This is a genomic window from Sphingobacterium sp. Ag1, assembly GCF_000988325.1.
GTDB lineage: Bacteria > Bacteroidota > Bacteroidia > Sphingobacteriales > Sphingobacteriaceae > Sphingobacterium.
Window position 1 is genome coordinate 73067 of sequence record NZ_LBGU01000036.1, and the last position, 21261, is coordinate 94327.

The following is a 21261-nucleotide window of genomic DNA, read 5'->3' on the forward strand; positions in this document are numbered from 1 at the left end:
CATTTCTTTCATAGGAAATGGCTCGCTGCTTTTTTATATAGTCTGAATTACTTAAAATGCATATCTCAGGCCTAATTGTACTTGATAAGGATTACCATTTAAATTGGATACTCCCACACCAGAACTCATATTATAAATATATTGTTGACTGGTTGCATCAAAGCTTTTGATGGCATAGAGATTTTGCTTACCCAGATTGTGTCCTACGCCCCAAGTTTTTTTCAATAGGTTGGCTACATTGAAAATGTCTATCGAAGCTTCAATGCCATGTTTCTTGTAAACTTTTAGATTTTTAGCCAAATGTAAGTCAAATACGCCGTAAAAACCGTTGATGCCGCCGTTTCTTTCGGCGATGCGGTCGAGGTTACCATTGATGTATTTTTTAATGCTCTGTTCTGCCTTTGGATCATCCAAAATGGCTTGAATGCCCGATTTGATGTAATCGGGTGTGTTTTTATTGCTGGGGTTGTAAACGAAGGCAAGATCGTTGGAATTTACAAAATCACCATTAACATTCCCGTTAACCGCTAGGGAATAGCGCGTTCCTGCAATTCCGCTAAAACGTAAACCCATAGATACACCCCATAGCGATGGCATAGTACCATAAAAAACAACTTTATGGCGGAATTGATTGTCCGAATACGTCATCGTACTCAAGTCGCGTGGATCATCTTTCACCATCAGCGAAAGGGTAGCGGAGTTTGCGACGTTGCCGTTGTAAGAGGTATTGTCTTTTGTGTCGTTCCAGGTGTAAGATACGGTTATCTGCCCGTCTTTATAATAACGATAAGTTCCGTCCAGCACAACCGTATAAGAATTGTTTTTTCCTTCACTGTTCATTTCCAGTACGCGGCCTATTTGTTTTGTTTTACGGCTATTGGTCCAGTTGGCGGCACCGTTTGTCGTATTGATGCTTGATGCCGGAACATACACCCCACGGTTACCTTCGGCAGTCAGCCTAAAGTAAGGATCCTCCACCATATTGCGATCTACATACATATAATTGTTGCGCCCCCAGGTTCCGTAAGCGCTTAAACCGATGCGTAGCGAAGGTGTGAAAAAGTGATTGATGGAAATATTCGCTTTATATACAGTTGGCACTTTTACATCCTTGCTATTGGTATTGATGGTGACAAGTTTTTCGATCTTCGGGTTGTCCAGCAGTTCGCGCCCTGGAGCTGTATCGGGGTCTTGGCGATATCCTGCAAAATTTGGTTTGGGAATTAAAGTAGGGTCAGTAATATCTACACCGGCAATGCGTGAGCCATCAAACAACATATTGTTTAACATAGAATATGGGTTGAGGGCCGAACCGAATATACCCGCGCCAAAACGGATTATATTTTTCTTTTCTTCATTGATATCCCAGTTGAACTGCACGCGAGGTTGTATCTGAAAAGTGTTGATACCATTATCGGTTGAAAGGCCCAGTTCGTCATAGACTGTTTGGTTGAATGTAGCCTTCTTTAGGTATTTCGTATTGTCCAGACGTAGGCCGCCGACAACATCAAGACCCCTAGCGATTTTAGTTTCCATCTGTCCATAGAGACCTACAGCTAGATTGTTGACCAAGGTGTTTTCTTTGTCAGTCATATATACATCACGGGCATACCGATAAGGAGTCAGGTTATCGAAATTTTGTAGACCAGTAAAATAGAAACGACCATTCATTTCGCTGCCGTAGCGGAAATCCATGTTCGTATACATGACATCTGCACCGAAGGTATATTTGATTTTATCTGTGTTATAATAGAGGTTGTTGACCAGTTGTAACATATTTCCGTTGAACCATTCTGGTGCATAGCGCTGACCACCAAGCTGTATTGAATTGGTATATTTATTTGTGCCGTCCACCGATTGAACAGATTCAACGATCGCACGTGGAATACTGTGTGACTGATCAAATCCAGCGACATTGTGCTGTGCTTCAGAACGCTCATAAAAATGTTGCACCTTCAAATCGTTGGTCAATTTGGAACTGATCGACGTGCGCAAGGAGGCCATGAGGCTGTTGTTGATATACCTTCTGTTGGTGTAGGATTCAAAAGCATTGATGCCTGTATTGTCTCCCTCTTGTTGATTGTCCATGTCGTAGACAAAGTTGTTCCGAATAGTCAATAAGTTTTTATCGTTCAATTGCCAATCAATGCGGGCGAAGGCCGCGTCGGTCTTTTTCTTCTTGTCAAAGGAACCAAACAGGCGATCGGCACTTGCTCCATATTTACCTACAGCAATGCGGGTAAACTCATCTAATGTAGCCTGGGTTACTTTGTACCGTGCAATGTCCTCCGTTGTTTGAATGTCTGCGATCTGAAGAGGACGGGTATCCATTTGACGATCCCAAGTTACAAAGAAGTGAGCTTTGTCTTTTATGATTGGACCTCCAAGTGAGAATCCATATTGATAGGTGGAGAATTTTTGTTTTCGGGCTGTTCCATTGAGGTTGTACTTACTCGAAAGCCAACCTGCCCGGGCAAAAGTAAATGCACTTCCAGTTAACGTATTTGTACCGGATTTGGTTACGGTGGTAATGCTGCCCCCACCGCTGCGGCCGAACGTGACATCATAGTCGTTGGTCACTACTTTGAACTCACGAATGGCTTCCATAGAGATTGAATAAGCTCCGCCGCTATTGCCACCGGCTACTGTACTGCGTGAATTCATTCCGTCTACCGTAAAATTGGTCGATGAAGCACGCTGCCCAGCAAGATTCGTCCCACTACTGACAGGCGATAAATCAATCAGAGAGGAGAAATTACGACCATTTACAGGCATTTTTTTGAGATCATTGGCCGTAATGGCGGTAGATGCACCCAATGTCTTGATCTTATTTTTTAGGTCAGCCGCAGTGCCTTGAACGATAACTTCATCCAATTTATTTTCAGCTGATGATAAGGTGAAATCCACATTGAGTTCGTCACCATAGCTCAATTTATAGTCGGTCTTTTTTTGTTCTGCATAGCCAACGTGGTTGATTGTAATGCTGTAGGGCGAGCCCAAAGGTAATTGTTGAAAGGTATAGACACCATTTTGGTTGGTCAGTGTCGTTTGTTTAAATCCTGTTGATTCATTCCTTACCGATACAGATGTTCCTTTTACGGGCCCATTGTTGTCTATGATCCGACCTGTAATCGTCGCTTCGGTACCCTGAGCCCAACTGTTGGTTGGAATTTGGAAAAATGTAATAATGGTTAATACCATTAACCAAACGATGTTTCTTTGCATAATAATTTCACTTTTTAGTTGATTAGCGTCTGTCACAAGTATGTTGCGAAATTATCTCTGCAAGATTGTTAAATGGTTAAGATCTCATTATGAAATATTTAATAAAAATGGGTTTTGATGGTCCGTCATGCATAATTAATTAACCTATAAACAGCGAGCGGCTCAGATACCTCTAAGCCGCTCGCTGTTTATTATAAAGTTGAGAAGATTTATTCTTCCCAACGAATTTTATCTGCAATTGGTGTGCGGATAGGTTCGCGCGCCTCAGATTGATGGTGTCCTAAGTAGAATAGACCAATACATTTTTGATTTTCTTCGAGATTTAAGAAACCACCCAAATGATTGATTAAACCGGGAGTCGCCCAGTATCCACCAATGTTTAGCGAGTGTGCAGCTAACCACATGTTTTCAACTGCTGCAGCAGTACAGGCCAATTCTTCCCATTCGGGAACTTCGCCTGTATAATTGACAACAATAGCGATCGCAACGTTTGACTGTGTTGCTTTTTTGCCCATTGTTATTTCTGTTGCTTCAGTGTATTTCTCTGCTGGTGTTACCGATTTGTAAATACGTGATAACTCCGTGCCCAAACGTTCCAATCCCTCTTTGCGGAAGATGATAAAACGCCAAGGTTGTGTCCTTTTATGTGTTGGAGCAGCATTAGCCGCTTCCAAGATACTCAAGATATCTTCTTTACTGACTTCTTCTTCAGTAAAGGATGCTTGAAATACTGATCTTCTGTAGTGTATTGCCTTTAATACGTCGTTTTTCATTATAATTTATTTTTCCTTTATGCTTTTTCTTCCCATAAAGATACAACATGCAAAATTGTTTTGACGGCTTTTTCCATATCTTGTACAGCTACCCACTCTTGCTTTCCATGGAAAGCATGTCCTCCGGCAAAAATATTTGGACAAGGTAGCCCCATAAACGAAAGACGGGAGCCATCTGTTCCACCACGGATACTTCTTCTTTCAGCCACCATTCCTGCTCGGTTGATGGCTTCCATACCGATTTCCATAATTTCAGGATGCTGATCCAGCACTTCTTTCATATTACGGTATTGTTCTTTTACAACAAAAGTATAAGTACAGTTTGGATATTGCTCCACGATTGATTTTGCAATACCTTCCAGTTCATCTTCATGTTTCTTGAGATTGGCCGTAACGTGATCACGTACGATAAATTGAATTTCTGCTTTTTCCACAGATCCACTGATATGAACAGGATGTACGAAACCGTCTTTTTTGCTGGTGCTTTCAGGTGAAAGCCGATTTTTCGGTAGCGCATCAATTACTGCACTGGCGATTTTGATGGCACTTTGCATCTTTCCTTTAGCAAAACCCGGATGCACAGACACGCCATGAATAGTCAATGTAGCTCCATCTGCTGAAAATGTCTCATCTTCGATGGTTCCGGCTCTTTCACCATCCATGGTATAAGCGAAATCTGCTGCTAAACGTTTTAAATCTGCTTTATCAACACCTCTACCAATCTCTTCATCCGGTGTGAAAAGAATTTTGATGTCACCATGTTTGATTTCAGGATGTTTCATTAATAAACGGGCAGCATCCATGATTTCGGCCACACCTGCTTTGTCATCTGCACCGAGTAAAGTAGTGCCACTCGCTGTAATGATATCATGGCCAATTTGATTGGCTAGATCGGGATGTTCGGCATATTTGATGATAATACTATTGTCGTCAGGAAGCACAAGATCCTGGCCCTGATAGTTAGCATGAACCAGTGGTTTTACATCTTTTCCAGAAGAGTCCGGAGATGTATCCATATGAGAACAGAAACAGATAACGGGGACTTGCTTTGTGGTATTAGAAGGAATAGTTGCGTAAATATATCCATTTTCATCCATTGCCGCGTCTGAAATACCCAATGCCAGCAACTCCGTTACAAGTAACTTTCCTAGGTTCTTTTGCTTTTCTGTAGAAGGACATGTTGGTGAATTTGCATCAGATTGTGTGTCAATCTGTACATAACGTTGAAATCTTTCGGATACCGAAAAATCACTTATGTTGTTGATCTCAAATGTGCTCATTTTTTAATAGCCCTAATGTGATAAGGGTGGTCAAACTTAGATAAATTGCTTTTTATTTGCAATTTAATTTGGTTGCATTTACAAACAATTTACCCTTCATACATGCGTTTGACGCTATTGTAACAAATGGGCAATAACTGGAAACTGATCGGAGCGGATAGAATCCTAATTTTCGCTAAAGAGAATGTACCGCTAAAGAAAATGTATCGCTAGATAGCATTGTGCTGAAGGGCTTTTGAACAGTACGGTTGTTTGTATCCATGGATATGCAACAAAAGAAATCATGATGGTGGTACATCAATAAAAACCTTCATGACTTCGCAGACACCAACAGCAATGAAAGCAAACTGAAGGTTCTTTGTGGCCAATAAGACCAGACAATTTCAGAAAAAAAAGGACCTATCAAATTGTTGACAGGTCCTTTTTCAGTGGTAAATCGTTTTCTATTTCTTTTCGTCTGCGTAACCAAATACCTTCTGCAGGATATTGGTATTTCTACTGCCGCCTATGTTGTGTCTAATTTTTGACTCCTGGTCTGCAACTTTGATAAATAGACCATCTATTGCTTTCTGCGTAACGTATGCAGTAAGATTTGTCTCCACTTTATTGCCTAAAGGAAGGTTGTTGTAAGCTGTTGTCAATTGGGTCCAGTACTGGTCCACATTGTTTGTACCCATGGCAGATTTGATAACAGGACTAAACTTGTTTGTTAATTCGGTCGATGCATTTGTTTTAAAAAACGTTGTGGCGGCGTCTTCTTTACTACCTAAAAGAATATTGGTTGCATCGGTTATCGTCATCTTCGAAAGTGCGTTTACAAATACTGGGGCAGCCTCTTTAACGGCTCCCTCTGCTGCTCTGTTCATGCTCTGTATAAACTGATCGCACAATTTCCCCATCCCAACAGCACGAAGTGTTTTTTCTACTTTCTGTGCTTCGGCAGGCATCAAAATCTTTACTGCCGCATCACCCAAAAAACCATCCTTCTTGGCTAGAGATTCGATACTCAGATTTAAGCCGTTGCTTAAAGCCTGTTTGATTCCCAACGATGCATCCTTATTGGACAAAGATGCCAAGGTATTCGATTTTGATGCTATTGCAGTCGTATTTGATGTTGTCGTCTTTGATGTCGACGTCGTTTTAGTACTGTCGGTCTGGCCCTGATTTGCTTTTGCCAATGTCTCACTGATTTTCTTAAAAATCTGTGCTTCGCTTGCATTGGAATAAAGTAATCCGGAGACAAATAGTGTACAATATAATAGTGGAAATTTCATTATGCTTTTGTTTTGCTGTCAAAATTAAACATATCGACTGTTAATTTATGTGAAAGTTTAAACCAATTGCAACGAACCATAGCTATTGTCGGGAATCGTAGCAGATGCGCTACAGCGTGCCGAGTCGCTATTCCCGATGCGGTGTAAATAAAAGCTGTCCCACAAAATAAAACAGCAGATCCTAAGCGGACCTGCTGTTTGTGTTATAAGGTTGTTGTTATTAACAAGATATTATTTCCAGGAGAGTGTCGTTGCTACTGGAAAGTGATCCGACGGAAATTTATTCATGTAGGTGTCGGTCAGGATACCATATTTTTTTACCTGGAAAGGTTTGGTGATAAAGATATGGTCTATGCGGCCTGTTGGTCTGATGCTTTTGCCCCATCCGTTGAAGGAAGAATTCGGTTCATATTTGAAAGGAGCCAATTCATGTACGTCGGTAACTACTTTGCTATTGGCAAGTGTAAAATAAGCCTCATCTTGTTCATCCACATTGAAGTCTCCGGTTAAAATGAGCGGTAGATCTTTGGCAAACTCTTTTGCTTTTGTCAGAATCAATTTCGCACTCTCGGTACGTGCAGTACGGCCGATATGATCAAAATGCGTGTTCATGAAGATGAAGCGTTTTTTATTGGCCTTGTCTTCAAAAATACCCCAGGTACAGATTCGCGGTAGTGCTGCATCCCAGCCTTTATTCGGGTGTTCGGTATCTGTGGCTGAAAGCCAGAAAGTTCCACTCTTTATCGCCTTAAAGCGATTTGTATTGTAATAAATCGCCGAGTGCTCGCCCTCTTGTGCACCATCGTCGCGACCTACACCCACGTAATCAAATCCAGGAAGGAGCTTTTTGAGATCTTGAACCTGATCAAAAAAACCTTCTTGGATACCAAAGATATCAAAACCATGGTATTTGATCAGATTGGTAAGCGGGACTTTCCGGTCGTTCCACATGTTATCGACATCGACGGTATTTCTTTGGCGGATATTATAACTGGCTGCAATAAATTCCTGCCCATACGATAGGAAGGATAAACACAGTGCTATAACGAGAAAAAGACTTTTTTTCATTTATTTGAATTATTTATGCTATTTATGAGTGATCTTCATGTGTTTAAATGAACTCGTTTCACTCGGTTATTTGTTTATCATTTATTCTTTATATAAAGGCAATCATGCTGCCTCGGACGACACGAGTGTTTAGTTTCATCGCTATAAATGTCCTTTGTTCACTCGGTTTGTCCTTATTTCTTTAATATGCGGAGCAACAACTCAGGTTCATCAGTGGTAATAAAATCAATTTTCTGATCGATTAGATTTGTCATTTCTTCTTCTGTGTTTACGGTCCATGCATTCACTTTCATACCAAGTTGATGCGCATCTTTCAGCCATGTCGCATTCTTTTTAAAGACGGAAAAGTGATAATCCACCCCATTAATCCCAGCAGCTTTTACATCTGAAGGAGATTTATCTCCTGTAAGATATTGGATATTAGCCTTAGGAGCCAATTCGTGGATCTTTTGACAAGCTTCAAAGCTGAAGGAAATGTAATCCGTAATTTTCTCAGCTTTTAAGCTTTTGACCATTTCAACCGTTTTTGTGGTCGCTTCAAGTGTACGCTCGACGCCGAGTTTATTAATCTTCAATTCAAGGATAAGACGCAAGCCTTTCAATTTTTTTCCAGCATTAATATATTCTTCCAACGTGGGAATGGATTCACCGTTAGGATGTTTCTTTTCTAAGAGCTCTTTGTAGGTTGCCGTTGCGATATCAATGCCATAGAAATCATTGTCATGGTTGACTACAAGAATATTGTCTTTGGTCAAATGTACATCAAATTCAGACCCGAAGAGCTTGAGTTCGTGGGCCGCTGTTAAGGAAGCAATGGAATTTTGCGGAAGGTGGCTGTTTTTCCATACGCCACGATGTGCAATGGCTTTCGTTTGCGCGAATAATGCGGAGGATGAGATTACCATAGCGAGTGTCAGACAGCTAAAAATATGTTTTTTCATGCTATAATTATGTATGAGTGGTTGTTTTCAACGGCAGAATGTGCACGTTCCACTCGGTGATTTATTCCTATTCTATTTCTTTTTTGGACATTTATATGACCGATTGTGATGTTACCGATAAAAAATAGACCCCGATGATGATCGTTTCTTACCGATATGTTTAAAAGCTGATTTTACATAGGACAAAAAAAGTGGTACTTTTTATCTCGATGTACAAGATCTAAAGTACCACTTTTATATTTAGGAATTGTTAAGTGTAATTTATTTTTTACCATTCCATTCAGCCATGAACTCATCCAGAAAGTTGAGCATATAGTCATGACGATGTGCTGCTATTTTTTTTGCAGCCTCTGTATTCATCTTATTCTTTAACAATAATAGCTTTTCGTAGAAGTGATTGATTGTAGGAGCTTCCGAATGTTTGTACGCTTCCTTATCCTTATATTCTTGAACAGGAATGTTCGGATTATACATCTCACGGCCTTTATTACCACCAAAGCTAAACGCACGGGCAATACCTATTGCACCGATAGCATCCAAACGATCAGCATCTTGGACGATTTCCATCTCTTTTGAATGGAATGACACTTCGCCCAAACTTGCTTTGAAAGACATATTGAAGATGATTTTCTTGACATGGTCAATGATCTCAGGCGAAATTTCTAGACTTGCCAAAAACTCTCCGGCAACACGAGGGCCTATTGTTTCATCGCCATCGTGGAATTTACTGTCAGCGATGTCATGTAATAGTGCCGCCAATTCGCAGACCATAACATCCGCTTCTTCATCTTCTAAAATTAACTTCGTATTGTTCCATACGCGTTGAATATGCGACCAATCGTGGCCTGCTTCTGCAAATTTCAATCGATCTTGCACAAATGCTACTGTGCGCTCAATAATGTTATTCATACAATACTTTTGTTTTTTCGCGAGTACCCTCGTATAATTCGTATTCTAATAATCTACAATCTAATTTACCATTATAAAATTCTATGCGACGGGACGCGCGTAGGCCGATTTTCTTTGCTAGATCTGGATTTCCTGTAAATATATAGCCTCTATAACCTTTGCACTCCTGTTTCATGAAATCCCCCATACGCTTATAGGTAATTTCTAGCTTGCTGTGCGTGCCCAAACGTTCACCGTATTCAGGATTGAATAAAATGACACCACCTTCTTTAGGAACGTGTGTTTCGGCAAAATCGCATACTTCAAACGAAATTAATTGCTCCACACCAGCAGTTCTTGCATTCATCTTTGAGACGTTGATTGCCTCTTCCGAAATATCGCTTGCAATAATTTGTGGAGCCGCTTTTTTATTGATCTGATCTTTGAGTAGTCGGCGCTCTTGGAAGAAAACTGTTTCATCATAACCAATGAAATGCATAAATGAATAGTTCATGCGCAGCAACCCTGGTTTTCTGTTTGTTGCTATCAGTGCTGCCTCAATGGCTAAAGTTCCGGATCCACACATCGGATTTACAAAAGGTGAATTACCGTCCCATTTGGAGGCAATAATTGTTGAGGCTGCAAGAGCTTCCAGCATTGGCGCTTTTCCCGGGATCTTACGGTAGCCATGTTTTGCCAGTGTCTCGCCTGAAGTATCGAGAAAAATTTCAGCACGGTCATCTTTCCAGTACAAGTGGACAACCGCTTTATTATTGTCCGGACCTGAATTAGGGCGCAGACCTTTTTTTTCCTTTATACGGTCCACAATTGCATCCTTAACCTTTACGTTTGCAAATAAAGGTGTGCTGATCGTCTCATTGTCTACATTGGAGCTGACAGAAAAATATCCGTCAAATTGAATAAGTTCTTCCCAGGCAATTTTACTCAATTCTTCATAGAGCTCCGTCGGATTGTTGGCTGTAAACTCCTTCAACGAATACAAAATCTGAGAGGCTGTGCGTAGGTTCAGATTAAGCTTGATCGTATCGTTTATACTGACCTTTAATTCTACGCCTGTAGGGAATGCCCTGACAATGTCAAAACCTAACTCTTTAACTTCCTGTTGCAAATAAGGTGATAAGCGCTTATTGCACGTTATAATAACTTTATTGGGGGTGTTGAAAACTTCCATCATATTTTGTACAAAGTTAATTAAACTCTTCCTCAAAAATTGCTTAATTTTACGCTTTAATATTTATTTTTTTGATTATGGAAATTAGAGGAAAAGTACACGAGATAGGAGCGACACAACAAGTGACAGAATCATTCAAAAAACGCGATATGATTGTAGCTTATGCCGAAAACCCACAATTTGTTGAGTATATCCGTTTTGAAGCAACACAAGACAGAACGTCAATTTTTGATAACCTTGCAATTGGTGAAGAGGTAGAAGTATCTTTTAATCTTCGTGGTCGTCCTTGGACTAATAAAGATGGCGTAACAACTTATTTCAATTCATTGGTAGCATGGCGTGTTACAAAATTAGGTAATGCTGCTCCAGCTCCATCTTCTCCAGTTTACGCAGATATGCCTGCCCCTGTAGATTTGGCGGGTTCATCAGATGATGATGATCTACCATTTTAATCTGAATAGGATTATATAGCCTATCGCCACGCGGTAGCAAATAGATTATTTAAACTGTTCGCAATACAGTTATCTACGATAGAAAGGCTTCCTCAAGAAGCCTTTTTTGTTTGGTGTCCAGTAGGCATGCCTGATTTTTCTTGGCGCTTAAATTGCTTGCTATACGATGTCGTACATCAAAAACTACAGATATGAAATTAATTGTATTATTCTCTTGCTTAGCAATGATCTCGCTAAGTGCATGTAATCAAACCTCGAAAAATAGTCAGCATATAGCTGCAGATTCCTCGGCACATGAGACTGTGGCGGTAGATACTGCCCATACATCTCAGAATTCGTTGGATTGGGCCGGTACCTATGAAGCTACTATTCCCTGTGCTGATTGTGAAGGCATCAAAACAAATATCACCTTAAAAAATGACAATACCTTTGCCATCGTCAGTGAATATATTAATAAAAATACCAAGGTCGAAGATAGTGGTAAAGTCATGTGGCACGACAACGGATCCGTTGTTCACCTCACAGGGAAGGAAACAAATATGAAACTGAAGGTGGGTGAAAACAAGCTGATTGGGCTAGATCAGGAAGGCCATGCGATTGAAGGCCCCAATGCGCATCTTTATGTATACAATAAGGTAGAAGGCGAGAAATTGTAAAACGAAGCTCCGATAAAGGAGTTAGCCACTAACGTATTTACCGTACGGAACTTTTCGTAATAAATAGGTCAGTAGGGCGCTAGCCAACAACGTGAGCACCGTTGCTGCCGGGATTTTCCACAAAGTGGATAAAGGAAGCAAAGGATGAATATAATTGAGTAGCAAAATATGGCAAAGGTAAATGCCAAAGCTGTGGATGTCGATAAATTCCCAGAAGGCGTTGAGGTTTTCTGGGAGTTTAAGACGTTGAACGAAGACGAATAAAAAGCCTGCACTCAATGCGATGTTGGGCGAAAGATAGTTGTAAAGTGTCGGATCAAATTCCCCACGGGAGCTACTTAGATAATATGTCCCCGATGCCGTAATTAAACAGCAGATTAGAAAAAATGTAAAACTTGACAATTTTACCATTGGGATAGGGTAATTACGTAGGTAATGGCCCAAGACCAAATAGCCTGCATAACCCGAGAAAAAGGTCAGGTCAAAATTAGGTAGGTAACTATTGAACCATTTATTCGTAAAAAATAACGCTGCAAACCACAATCCCAAAAAGATCTCAAGCTCTCTCTTACTGCAATTGCCCACAATTTTGCGTATGAAAGGAACTGCAAGGTAGAGCCCAAGTATCATGTATAGGTACCAAAGGTGCGCATTCGTTCCTGATTTTAAGCGAATTAACACAATGTTAATAACTTGTGGAAAACCGATATAGTCAAAATCAATATAACGGACAAAATAATAGAGAAGATAGACGATGCTCCAAAAAAGAAAGGGCGGGACAATTTTTAATAAACGTTTCCGATAAAATTGTCCCGTACTTTCGTCTTTCTGTAACAGGAGGGCACCTGAAATAACGACAAACAGGGGTACAGCAAAGCGCGAGAAGCTATTGAGCCAATTGGCATAACTCCAGTCGAATGATTCAAATTCATTGCTGTTTAAGTAGCCCGAAGAGGAATGAATCAAGATAACGAGGAATATCGCAACAATACGTAGTACACTGATATAACTGGTTCGCGCCATTTGATTATGCTGTTTTTATTGACTTTTACTGTCGTAGACTTTCAAATACAGCAAAGTTAGGAGTGCTCCAATGCTCGCCATACCCACACCAACGAGGGAAGGTGTATTATAAGCTAAACCCCAGGTTATTGGGATTCCACCTAAAAATGCACCTAAGGTATTCCCGAGGTTAAAGGCTGCCTGGCCACCTGCTGCGGCCAATGTTGCTGCTTCTTTTGAGGCGCGGATCAACATCAGTTGTGTCGGCGAACCAATAGTGAAGGACACCAGTCCGGTAATAAAGGCTAAAGGATAGGCTGTCCAGCCCAGTGGTGATATAAAGTAAACCATCACAAGGCATAGTGCCATAGCGGAGAAACTCGCGATTGCCGCTTTGGTTGGGGAGATTGTATCCGCCAGTTTTCCGCCGATAAGATTTCCGAAAAACATACCAACACCGATCAGGATCATAATCAAGGGGACACGATCAGCAGCGATGCCCGACACATTGGTCACCAAAGGCGCGATGTAGCTGATCCAGGCGAAAAGTCCACCGGTACCAATGGCGATAATAGCCATTAAGAGCCAGGCGATTTTTTTGTTGAAGAAGTTTAACTGACTAAAGATATTATTTCCTTTGGCGGCCTCAATTTTTGGCATCCATGCATAAATTGCTGCAAAAGTGATTAATCCCAATATACTGATAATACCATACGTTAAACGCCATGAATAATGATGGCCTAAATAGGTGCCGAGTGGTACTCCAGCCAAATTGGCAATAGTCATTCCGGTAAACATAATGGATATAGCCTGTGCTTCTTTTCCTTTCGGAGCCAACCGGGCAGCAACAACAGAGCCAACACCAAAAAATGCGCCGTGCGGAAGTCCGGCCATAAAACGGGAGAGACTAATCAAAAACTGCCCCGGTGCAATACTGAAAAGGCCATTGAAGATAAAAAAGAGCAGCATTAAAAAGAGTAATACCTTCTTCGGAGGATATTTTCCTGTAAATAGCACTAATGTTGGGGCACCTACAACGACACCCAGTGCGTAGAGTGCAATCAGGTGAGCAGCGGTAGGGATTTCGATATGAAGATCTTTGGCAATGTCAGGCAGGATGCCCATCATCGTGAATTCGGTCATTCCGATGGCAAGTCCGCCAAATGCCAAAGCGATAATTCCTTTGTTCATTGTATTTTAAGGTTGAGGTTGTACGATAATGGTACGAAGATAGTAAATAGATTGTACTAAAAATTATTGATACCTTTTTTGAGGGACGCAAGTAATATTTTTAGTCTTTCTTAAGATGATCTGACGTTGATCTAACCTGCTTTCCAGTACCACCGAATCTGCAGCATGATAAACAACTTTAAAGCGGGGGATATACTGACCGGAAAGATAGCAACCTGAAATCTTCTGTTTGCCATTTTCCTTGGTATAGATACCATCGACAATGATGGAGTCTCCGCGTAATACATAAATACCTTTTGCATGTTCTGTCCAGGAGCCATTTTTGTAACAGCTATCTGGTATGGTTTGTACTTTATTGTTGACGTGCATGGTCGCGTAAACAGAGTCACAGGTAAACTTGAAGTCGGTCAAGGTATATTGCATCATCTGCTGCTGTCCAGGAATACTGTCTTGGACCCATTCTCCCTGTAAAAAGGGGGCACCTTCACTCTGCATATCCGAATTGAATTTGCAGGCTGTAAAAAAGAAAAACATACCTATGGCAAGTGCCAATAGGTATGTTTTTGTTTGTATATTTTTTATTGAAATAAAAGTCACAGCTTATTTTAAACTTCCAACCATATCTTCTGGTTTTACCCAAGCATCGAAATCTTCAGGAGTCACATAACCTAAACGCACTGCTTCCTCTTTAAGCGTAGTACCATTTTTATGTGCTGTCTGCGCGATTTCTGCCGATTTGTAATAACCAATTTTTGTGTTTAGTGCAGTTACCAACATCAATGAATTGTCAACCAATTCTTTGATACGTTTGTAGTTCGGCTCAATACCAGCTGCACAGTGCTCTTCAAATGAAACACAAGCATCACCTAATAGGCGAGCAGACTGCAAGAAGTTTGCCGCCATCAATGGTTTGAACACGTTTAGTTCATAGTGACCTTGCGTTCCACCAATCGTAATAGCCACATCATTACCCATCACTTGTGCCGCAACCATTGTCAATGCTTCACATTGCGTTGGATTAACTTTACCTGGCATAATTGATGATCCTGGTTCGTTCTCCGGGATCAGGATTTCACCGATACCTGAACGTGGACCTGAAGCCAACATACGGATATCGTTTGCAATTTTATTTAATGCTACAGCCAATTGCTTTAATGCACCGTGTGTTTCGACGATTGCGTCATGCGCTGCCAATGCCTCAAATTTGTTTTCAGCGGTTACGAAAGGTAGGCCTGTAAATTCAGCGATATATTTAGCAACGACAACGTCATACCCCTTTGGAGTATTTAATCCTGTCCCTACTGCAGTACCTCCCAATGCAAGTTCTGATAAATGTGAAAGTGTATTTCTTAAAGCTTTCAGACCATGGTTCAATTGTGCGACATAACCTGAAATCTCTTGACCTAAAGTCAACGGAGTAGCATCCATTAAGTGTGTACGGCCAATTTTTACGACATTTTTAAACTCTTCAGCTTTTTTAGCTAATGTGTCACGCAATTTTTCTACACCTGGAATTGTAACTTCTGCAACAGCTTTGTAAGCCGCGATATGCATTCCTGTAGGGAAAGTATCGTTAGATGATTGCGATTTATTTACATCATCATTTGCTTTTAACACAGGCTCGCCTTCGCCGATCTTATGTCCAGCCAATACTTGTGCACGGTTTGCGACAACCTCATTCACATTCATATTGGATTGTGTACCTGAACCCGTTTGCCAGATCACCAATGGGAATTGGTCATCCAATTTGCCCGCCAAAATCTCATCACATACGGTAGCAATCGCATCACGTTTCTCTATAGGTAATACCCCCAACTCGTGGTTAGCATAAGCAGCTGCTTTTTTCAAATAAGCAAAGCCTGCGACGATTTCGTGTGGCATCGAAGCTGCCGGTCCGATTTTAAAGTTGTTGCGTGAACGCTCTGTCTGTGCACCCCAGTATTTGTCTGCAGGGACTTGAACTTCACCCATCGTGTCTTTTTCAATTCTGAATGACATAGTATGTAAGTATAAGTAAAACGTAAAAATTATAAGTATATATGCAAAGCACCTAATACATCAATTACAAAGTTACAGGATAATACAGTAAAGAGCAAGGATTAAAGCATAAGGATTGAGAATAAAACCCAATAAGCAGGTCTTAAAAACCAAGACGTTTTGTTAAGGAATCATTCACATGGTGGAAAACTTGTTTCGGTTTTAATGCCCGCCAAGGTAGCTCATTCAATGCGCCACCGAAATTGATGTAATAATCTATATTCTGTTGCTGGAACTCTTCGATCACATGTTCACGGAAACCGACGCCAGCAATCCAGCCATCATCGATATCCTGAAACCATTCCTCATAGTAAGAGTCGTCTGAAGCATGAAAATTCAGTACATTCTCCCCGATTAGAATAAAATACTTGATGCCTTGACTGATCAATACATCGATAATCTCGCGCTTGAGCAACATAATATCATTGTAGATCGCATCATTCCATTCACCAATCAGTTCGATAATACAGTATTGTTTTTCATAGTCCACAAATAGTATTTTTAGATATAAGGTAAGTGAACCAAATTCATCCCATTGTGGGTGCAAAAGAAAATTATAGATCTGCTTGTCAAAATCGAATTCGCTATAGATTGTACCATAAAATGGGGATTGTTCATCTTCAGCGGCAATGTAATAGTCCCGCCAATTATAATAAGGTTCGATTTCGTGCATAAAGTGGAATCTTTTTCAATTCAAACTAAGATAAATTTACGCGCATTTGCAAGTTAAATTATAGACATCATCTTTATCTGTTGAAATTAAATGTTCGATGCCCTTATCGGCTGTTCTGTTGTTATTTTTGAAAGTTTTACAATGACTTCTAATCGTGGACGGCGCTGTTTCCACCTAAAAGCAAGGGCGGGAACTTTTTATTTTTAATGTAAAAATATGGGTTTAGGTACTCGTTTAACCGAATAAACTTGCTATTTTTGATGAAGTAATTAATTGTTGAATAGTTTGTCTCATCTTCGATAATTCATGAAGATCTCCCATGCAGAAAAGTATTAAAAGAAATATTTTTGTAGCCGCTACTTATGCTGCAGTATTGCTTCTTGGCTTGCTGTTGGGGCAAAATTATGCCGAGGAGCAGGGAAGCAACCAAAAAACAACCTTTTCGAGTCTACGCTCGAATGGCAACTCGGACAAATTACAATATCTCATTCAATTAATTGCTGAGAATTACGTTGATAATGTCAGTATAGATACCGTTCAAGACGAAGCCATTGAACATGTCGTGTCCCGTTTAGATCCTTTTTCCACCTTTTTAAGACCGAATCAAGTGCTTGCAAAGCAGGAAACGCTTGAAGGAACATTTGATGGTATCGGTGTGGAGTATTTCCGTCTGAAAGATACGCTACTTGTTGTTGGAATGGTTGCTGCTGGCCCCGCTGAAAAAGCAGGTATGCGTATCGGCGACCGCATTTTAAAGATCGGGAATAAGGATCTTGTCGGAAGAAAGGTAGCCGAGTCCGAAATTGAGAGGTTAATCCGTGGAAAGAAAGGAACAGCTGTATTGATTTCTATTCAGCGCAATGGAGTGGTAATGGCCAATCCAATAAAAGTCATTCGCGATCAGGTAAATGTCTCCAGCTTAGATGCATCCTATATGATCGCTCCGAAAACAGCTTATGTGAAAATTCGGAGATTTGGGCATAAGACAGCAGACGAATTCAGACAGTCGCTCATAGATTTACGGAAAAGTGGGGCGCAGGATCTTATTTTGGATCTGCGTAACAATGGTGGCGGATTTGTCCATACGGCGATTGATCTGGCGGGTCAATTTTTCAAAGAAAAAAGATTGTTGATGTATACCGAGGGCGCCAATGAACTACGTCAGGATTTCTATTCAGAGAAAGCTGGTGATTTTGGTGACGGCCGGGTCATTGTGCTAATCAATGAAAGTACGGCATCAGCAAGCGAAATCCTGAGTGGTGCTCTTCAGGATCTGGATCGGGCAACGATTGTTGGCCGCAGATCCTATGGTAAAGGCTTAGTACAAGAACAATTTGACTTTTCGGATGGCTCTGCAATCAATCTGACTGTCGCTCGCTATTATACCCCTCTTGGAAGATGCATTCAGCGAAAATACACACGCGCCAATTTTGATGCTGCGAAATACATGACGGGCTTCGATCTATGGACGATGGACACTGAATTCAGCCAAAAAGAAATGTTTACCACCAGTAAAGGGAAACTTGTTTTTGGTGGTGGTGGTATTCTTCCGGATGTTACTATTCCGATTGACACCAACGAAACCAGTGCCAAATACCGCGAGATATTTCATTCCAATGCGATCGAAGAATTTGTTTATGATCGCTTCACGAAACATTTGCCCGCATATTCTATAGAGAATTTTATTAGCGGTTACCACTTACCGACAACAGAATTTGATCTATTTATTTCATATCTCAACAGTCAGAAGCGGATTTCGGTCACCGCCAAAGAAGCAAAAAACTTACATGATTTGATTCAATCCGATATCGAAGCCTTGGTGGGTCGATATTATTTTGGTCGTGAGGCCTATTATAAAATCAAAAATCGAAGGGATAAATTTATTGAAATAGGACTTAAAACATTAGGTTATCAGATGCCTAAGGTTTAAGCCTAAGATCAGACCATACTGGGTAATGATCCGATAATTTCTGTTTGACAATCTGATAATTCATTACCTGAAATTTCTGGCTAGCAAAAATATAGTCGATCTGAAAGATCGGTAGGAGGGCATGATGGGTCACTCCCCAGCCGTTACCTTTCTCCTTAAACGCATTGTACAAACCATCTCCAATTAAATTGACCGAGTAGCTCATTGGCGTATCGTTGAAATCACCTACGGCAATATAAGGATATTGACATTCATTCATGTGCTTCTTCAACGAATGCGCCTGTTCGCTACGTAGCTCGAAGGCATTCTTAAGTTTGCGGCTCAATTTACGGGTCCTCGAATTATCCGATTCATTATTATTGGACAGGTTTTGGATAAATTCCTTGTCTTCATTTTGCAGCGCAAAAGAACGTAGATGTATATTGTAGATGCGGATCAGGGTATCCTGTTTTTTGATATCAACATAACTAATCCGGTTGATTCCGTAATCGTTATCTCTGATGGTCCCTGAATCATAGATTGGGAAACGGGAAAGAACAGCCATTCCATACGCCTCATAATCGTTTTTAGAGCTCGGTTCAAAGAAAAAATAATCATATCCCAATTTATCTTTGAATTCCTCAGAGAAAACATGTTTTCCCTTAATCTTGCTAATATATTCCTGAAAGCAGATCACATCAGGAGAGATGCTGTCAATAATGCGGACAACGTCGGCTTTAAAGTTCTTTTTCTCATCGTTTACCTTCTTGAACAGATGAGCATTGAAAGTCATTATGCGAAGCGTACGTACCTCCGATGATACAGGGGCATTCTCTTTGCGAATATTCCAATGCTTAGTTAAAAAAGGCCACCCAATGAGGATCGTTATGAGCGAATAAAGCGCAATTTTCCGTTTGCGGAGTAGCCAATAAAAGATAAATCCAATATTGATAAGGAGGATCGGAAGGTAGCCTAAGCCCATAAATGCAATCGGCCAAAAGGATTTGGGATTAATGAAGGTCGCCGAATAACTCATAAGTAAAGCAACGATCGCAAGCATATTTGCCAGGAACATTGTTTTACTGATAAAGCCCAGTTTTCTCCTTAAAAATGTCCTTCTATCCATCAACCTTGTCACCACTATTGCTTGCCCTAAAGAGCGTTTCTTTTTCATGGTTCGTTAGACTGTCGTAGCCAGAAATAGAAATTTTATCTAAGATAGCATCGATTTCATCCTGATTGGGTAAGTCATAACGATGTTTCCGATTTGTCGGTATATTGTTACCCACAACGACTTTCATTTTTGCAGGCTTCTGTTGTTTTTTCTGAAAAATTGTAGACCAGTCCATCCCCGATTTTAGCGCATAAGTGAAGCCCATTCCAAAAAGGACAACAGCAAAATACGAAATGGCAGCAGGTCGATTCGTCATCGTAAGTGCAAGAAATTCTAATCCAAAATAGACAATGGCCACTAATTTTAGCTTGATGTTACCCAGAAGCAGAAGCCGTAGCTCATACTTGGGGACCAAAGTCACAATCGCGGCGAATACCGCTGCCAAGGGGAGAGAACCTCCCATAAGCTGTAAGTTACTTGGCATGGGAATAAGTGACCCAAAGCCCATATAGAGCACACTACCGATCAGCCAAGAGGCCATATAGACAAACAGAAATTGCCGCGTGTTTAAGAAGGTAAAGAAGATCTGACCGACCCAATAGAGCCAAAGACTATCAAAAAGTATGGTCCAAAGCTTGACGTAAACGAAATTCGATGTAACCAATGACCATGGTTGTGCAATAAAGCTTGAGAAATTACTCGGTAAACTTAATAGACGTACCGTAGGCTCCAAGAAGCTTTGTGGAACAATTTTTAATTCGAAGAGCAGGTCTAAAAAATAAATGAGGACGAATAAACAGACCTGAATACTGATCACCAAAGGTACGGGCGAGCCAGTTTTATAGGTTTGTCTCCAAAAATCTTTTAAACCGATGTTATTCATTGCGCACAATATTAATAAATTCCTTTTCTAATCTTCCACAGTTTAAGCAGTAGATAGCCAAATAGTGCACCACCGACGTGAGCCAGGTGAGCCACAGAATCTCCTGGTCTAGATAAGCTCATATATATTTCGATGAGGATAAATCCACCGATCATATACTTCGCTTTGACTGGTACAGGAATAAACAAAAATTGAAGCGGTATGTTTGGAAAAAGGTAGGCAAATGCCAATAGTACACCATAAATAGCTCCCGAAGCACCCAACATGGGAATGAGGTAGGTTAATGCTTCGTTGTTCCCGGTATTGGCCATGGAAATAAGTTCGTTTCCGCTCATGCCATGTAGCGGAGCGAAAGAACCCGTCGCATTATAAAGTTGTATGCCATTTACAGCCGTATAAAGAAACCAAGCACCGATTCCTGAAACCAGGTAAAAATTTAAAAAACGTTTCGAACCAAGGACCTGCTCAATCATAGGGCCAAACATGACTAAGGAAAACATATTGAAGAAAATATGAGTAATGGTGTTCTTGTCATGCATAAACATATGCGTGATCACCTGCCAGATTTTAAAATAAGGGGAGTCCGGATAGTAGACCGCAAGATAATCATATGCTACAGGTACAAGTTGAGATCCAATATAAAATATAATATTGATGATCAATAAATTCTTGATAACAGGTGTCAGTTGTGGAAACATATATT

At 40.6% G+C, this 21261-nt stretch carries 19 protein-coding genes; 3 read left to right on the forward strand and 16 right to left on the reverse strand.

The features are described from left to right. Window positions 1-51 precede the first annotated feature (51 nt). From AAW12_RS10965 to AAW12_RS11000, 8 genes are all read right to left on the reverse strand, one after another. The gene (locus AAW12_RS10965) at window positions 52-3225 is read right to left on the reverse strand and encodes a TonB-dependent receptor (RefSeq protein WP_156167618.1); all 3174 of its coding nucleotides are present in this window, start codon (window positions 3223-3225) and stop codon (window positions 52-54) included. A 209-nt stretch (window positions 3226-3434) separates the two neighbouring features. Further along, on the reverse strand, window positions 3435-3998 hold the full coding sequence (locus AAW12_RS10970; RefSeq protein WP_046673669.1) for a nitroreductase: 564 nt from the start codon (window positions 3996-3998) through the stop codon (window positions 3435-3437). Between the two features lie 17 nt (window positions 3999-4015). Further along, a complete protein-coding gene (gene pepT / locus AAW12_RS10975) occupies window positions 4016-5278 on the reverse strand; it encodes a peptidase T (RefSeq protein ID WP_046673670.1) in 1263 nt (420 codons plus the stop codon). Window positions 5279-5721: 443 nt separating this feature from the next. Next, on the reverse strand, window positions 5722-6552 hold the full coding sequence (locus AAW12_RS10980) for a DUF4197 domain-containing protein (RefSeq protein WP_046673671.1): 831 nt from the start codon (window positions 6550-6552) through the stop codon (window positions 5722-5724). Window positions 6553-6783: 231 nt separating this feature from the next. Next, window positions 6784-7620 carry an endonuclease/exonuclease/phosphatase family protein gene (locus AAW12_RS10985; protein WP_046673672.1) on the reverse strand — a complete coding sequence of 279 codons (837 nt, stop codon included), beginning with the start codon at window positions 7618-7620 and terminating at the stop codon, window positions 6784-6786. A 173-nt stretch (window positions 7621-7793) separates the two neighbouring features. Beyond that, window positions 7794-8561 (reverse strand): glycerophosphodiester phosphodiesterase, encoded by a 768-nt coding sequence (locus tag AAW12_RS10990; protein WP_046673673.1) that lies wholly within the window; start codon window positions 8559-8561, stop codon window positions 7794-7796. 261 nt (window positions 8562-8822) lie between these two features. After that, window positions 8823-9470, reverse strand: a complete 648-nt coding sequence (locus AAW12_RS10995) for an HD domain-containing protein (protein ID WP_046673674.1) — start codon at window positions 9468-9470, stop codon at window positions 8823-8825. Next, a complete protein-coding gene (locus AAW12_RS11000; RefSeq protein WP_046673747.1) occupies window positions 9463-10641 on the reverse strand; it encodes a class I SAM-dependent RNA methyltransferase in 1179 nt (392 codons plus the stop codon). Before AAW12_RS11000 ends, AAW12_RS10995 begins: the two co-directional genes overlap by 8 nt. Window positions 10642-10718: 77 nt before the next feature. Here AAW12_RS11000 and AAW12_RS11005 point away from each other — a divergent pair, with 77 nt between their 5' ends. Together AAW12_RS11005 and AAW12_RS11010 are read left to right on the forward strand one after the other, a co-directional pair. Further along, window positions 10719-11093: a DUF3127 domain-containing protein gene (locus AAW12_RS11005; protein ID WP_046673675.1), complete on the forward strand. Its 375-nt coding sequence runs from the start codon at window positions 10719-10721 to the stop codon at window positions 11091-11093. Between the two features lie 191 nt (window positions 11094-11284). After that, on the forward strand, window positions 11285-11749 hold the full coding sequence (locus AAW12_RS11010) for a copper resistance protein NlpE (RefSeq protein ID WP_046673748.1): 465 nt from the start codon (window positions 11285-11287) through the stop codon (window positions 11747-11749). A gap of 21 nt (window positions 11750-11770) precedes the next feature. Here the strand turns inward: AAW12_RS11010 and AAW12_RS11015 are convergent, their stop codons facing one another. The 5 genes from AAW12_RS11015 to AAW12_RS11035 all read right to left on the reverse strand — a co-directional run bounded on the left by AAW12_RS11015 (window position 11771) and on the right by AAW12_RS11035 (window position 16652). Beyond that, window positions 11771-12772, reverse strand: coding sequence for an acyltransferase (locus tag AAW12_RS11015; protein ID WP_046673676.1), 1002 nt, complete (start codon window positions 12770-12772; stop codon window positions 11771-11773). Between the two features lie 15 nt (window positions 12773-12787). After that, window positions 12788-13942: an MFS transporter gene (locus AAW12_RS11020; RefSeq protein ID WP_046673677.1), complete on the reverse strand. Its 1155-nt coding sequence runs from the start codon at window positions 13940-13942 to the stop codon at window positions 12788-12790. A 63-nt stretch (window positions 13943-14005) separates the two neighbouring features. After that, complete coding sequence (locus AAW12_RS11025; RefSeq protein ID WP_231585252.1) at window positions 14006-14494, reverse strand: fumarate hydratase; 489 nt, start codon at window positions 14492-14494, stop codon at window positions 14006-14008. A 48-nt stretch (window positions 14495-14542) separates the two neighbouring features. Next, window positions 14543-15940 (reverse strand): class II fumarate hydratase, encoded by a 1398-nt coding sequence (gene fumC / locus AAW12_RS11030; protein ID WP_046673679.1) that lies wholly within the window; start codon window positions 15938-15940, stop codon window positions 14543-14545. 142 nt (window positions 15941-16082) lie between these two features. Then, window positions 16083-16652: a hypothetical protein gene (locus AAW12_RS11035; RefSeq protein WP_046673680.1), complete on the reverse strand. Its 570-nt coding sequence runs from the start codon at window positions 16650-16652 to the stop codon at window positions 16083-16085. 319 nt (window positions 16653-16971) lie between these two features. Here AAW12_RS11035 and AAW12_RS11040 point away from each other — a divergent pair, with 319 nt between their 5' ends. Next, window positions 16972-18582, forward strand: a complete 1611-nt coding sequence (locus AAW12_RS11040) for a S41 family peptidase (protein WP_046673681.1) — start codon at window positions 16972-16974, stop codon at window positions 18580-18582. On the opposite strand, the gene AAW12_RS11045 is transcribed toward AAW12_RS11040, so the two are convergent. The 3 genes from AAW12_RS11045 to AAW12_RS11055 are packed head-to-tail and all read right to left on the reverse strand — an operon-like array spanning window position 18572 to window position 21256. Continuing rightward, window positions 18572-19735, reverse strand: a complete 1164-nt coding sequence (locus tag AAW12_RS11045) for an endonuclease/exonuclease/phosphatase family protein (protein WP_231585253.1) — start codon at window positions 19733-19735, stop codon at window positions 18572-18574. The genes AAW12_RS11040 and AAW12_RS11045 overlap by 11 nt on opposite strands. Next, a complete protein-coding gene (locus AAW12_RS11050) occupies window positions 19680-20558 on the reverse strand; it encodes a rhomboid family intramembrane serine protease (protein ID WP_046673683.1) in 879 nt (292 codons plus the stop codon). The genes AAW12_RS11045 and AAW12_RS11050 overlap by 56 nt, the downstream gene beginning before the upstream one ends. A gap of 11 nt (window positions 20559-20569) precedes the next feature. Then, window positions 20570-21256 carry a rhomboid family intramembrane serine protease gene (locus AAW12_RS11055; protein WP_046673684.1) on the reverse strand — a complete coding sequence of 229 codons (687 nt, stop codon included), beginning with the start codon at window positions 21254-21256 and terminating at the stop codon, window positions 20570-20572. Window positions 21257-21261 lie beyond the last annotated feature (5 nt).

Bases quoted from the DNA above. Each gene is read 5' to 3' on its own strand.
- fumC (WP_046673679.1), bottom strand. From the start codon at position 15,940: ATGTCATTCAGAATTGAAAAAGACACGATGGGTGAAGTTCAAGTCCCT.
- AAW12_RS11010 (WP_046673748.1), top strand. From the start codon at position 11,285: ATGAAATTAATTGTATTATTCTCTTGCTTAGCAATGATCTCGCTAAGT.
- AAW12_RS10995 (WP_046673674.1), bottom strand. From the start codon at position 9,470: ATGAATAACATTATTGAGCGCACAGTAGCATTTGTGCAAGATCGATTG.
- AAW12_RS11045 (WP_231585253.1), bottom strand. From the start codon at position 19,735: ATGAAAAAGAAACGCTCTTTAGGGCAAGCAATAGTGGTGACAAGGTTG.
- AAW12_RS10980 (WP_046673671.1), bottom strand. From the start codon at position 6,552: ATGAAATTTCCACTATTATATTGTACACTATTTGTCTCCGGATTACTT.
- AAW12_RS10985 (WP_046673672.1), bottom strand. From the start codon at position 7,620: ATGAAAAAAAGTCTTTTTCTCGTTATAGCACTGTGTTTATCCTTCCTA.
- AAW12_RS10970 (WP_046673669.1), bottom strand. From the start codon at position 3,998: ATGAAAAACGACGTATTAAAGGCAATACACTACAGAAGATCAGTATTT.
- AAW12_RS10965 (WP_156167618.1), bottom strand. From the start codon at position 3,225: ATGCAAAGAAACATCGTTTGGTTAATGGTATTAACCATTATTACATTT.
- AAW12_RS11055 (WP_046673684.1), bottom strand. From the start codon at position 21,256: ATGTTTCCACAACTGACACCTGTTATCAAGAATTTATTGATCATCAAT.
- AAW12_RS10990 (WP_046673673.1), bottom strand. From the start codon at position 8,561: ATGAAAAAACATATTTTTAGCTGTCTGACACTCGCTATGGTAATCTCA.
- pepT (WP_046673670.1), bottom strand. From the start codon at position 5,278: ATGAGCACATTTGAGATCAACAACATAAGTGATTTTTCGGTATCCGAA.
- AAW12_RS11040 (WP_046673681.1), top strand. From the start codon at position 16,972: ATGCAGAAAAGTATTAAAAGAAATATTTTTGTAGCCGCTACTTATGCT.
- AAW12_RS11020 (WP_046673677.1), bottom strand. From the start codon at position 13,942: ATGAACAAAGGAATTATCGCTTTGGCATTTGGCGGACTTGCCATCGGA.
- AAW12_RS11005 (WP_046673675.1), top strand. From the start codon at position 10,719: ATGGAAATTAGAGGAAAAGTACACGAGATAGGAGCGACACAACAAGTG.
- AAW12_RS11035 (WP_046673680.1), bottom strand. From the start codon at position 16,652: ATGCACGAAATCGAACCTTATTATAATTGGCGGGACTATTACATTGCC.
- AAW12_RS11015 (WP_046673676.1), bottom strand. From the start codon at position 12,772: ATGGCGCGAACCAGTTATATCAGTGTACTACGTATTGTTGCGATATTC.
- AAW12_RS11050 (WP_046673683.1), bottom strand. From the start codon at position 20,558: ATGAATAACATCGGTTTAAAAGATTTTTGGAGACAAACCTATAAAACT.
- AAW12_RS11000 (WP_046673747.1), bottom strand. From the start codon at position 10,641: ATGGAAGTTTTCAACACCCCCAATAAAGTTATTATAACGTGCAATAAG.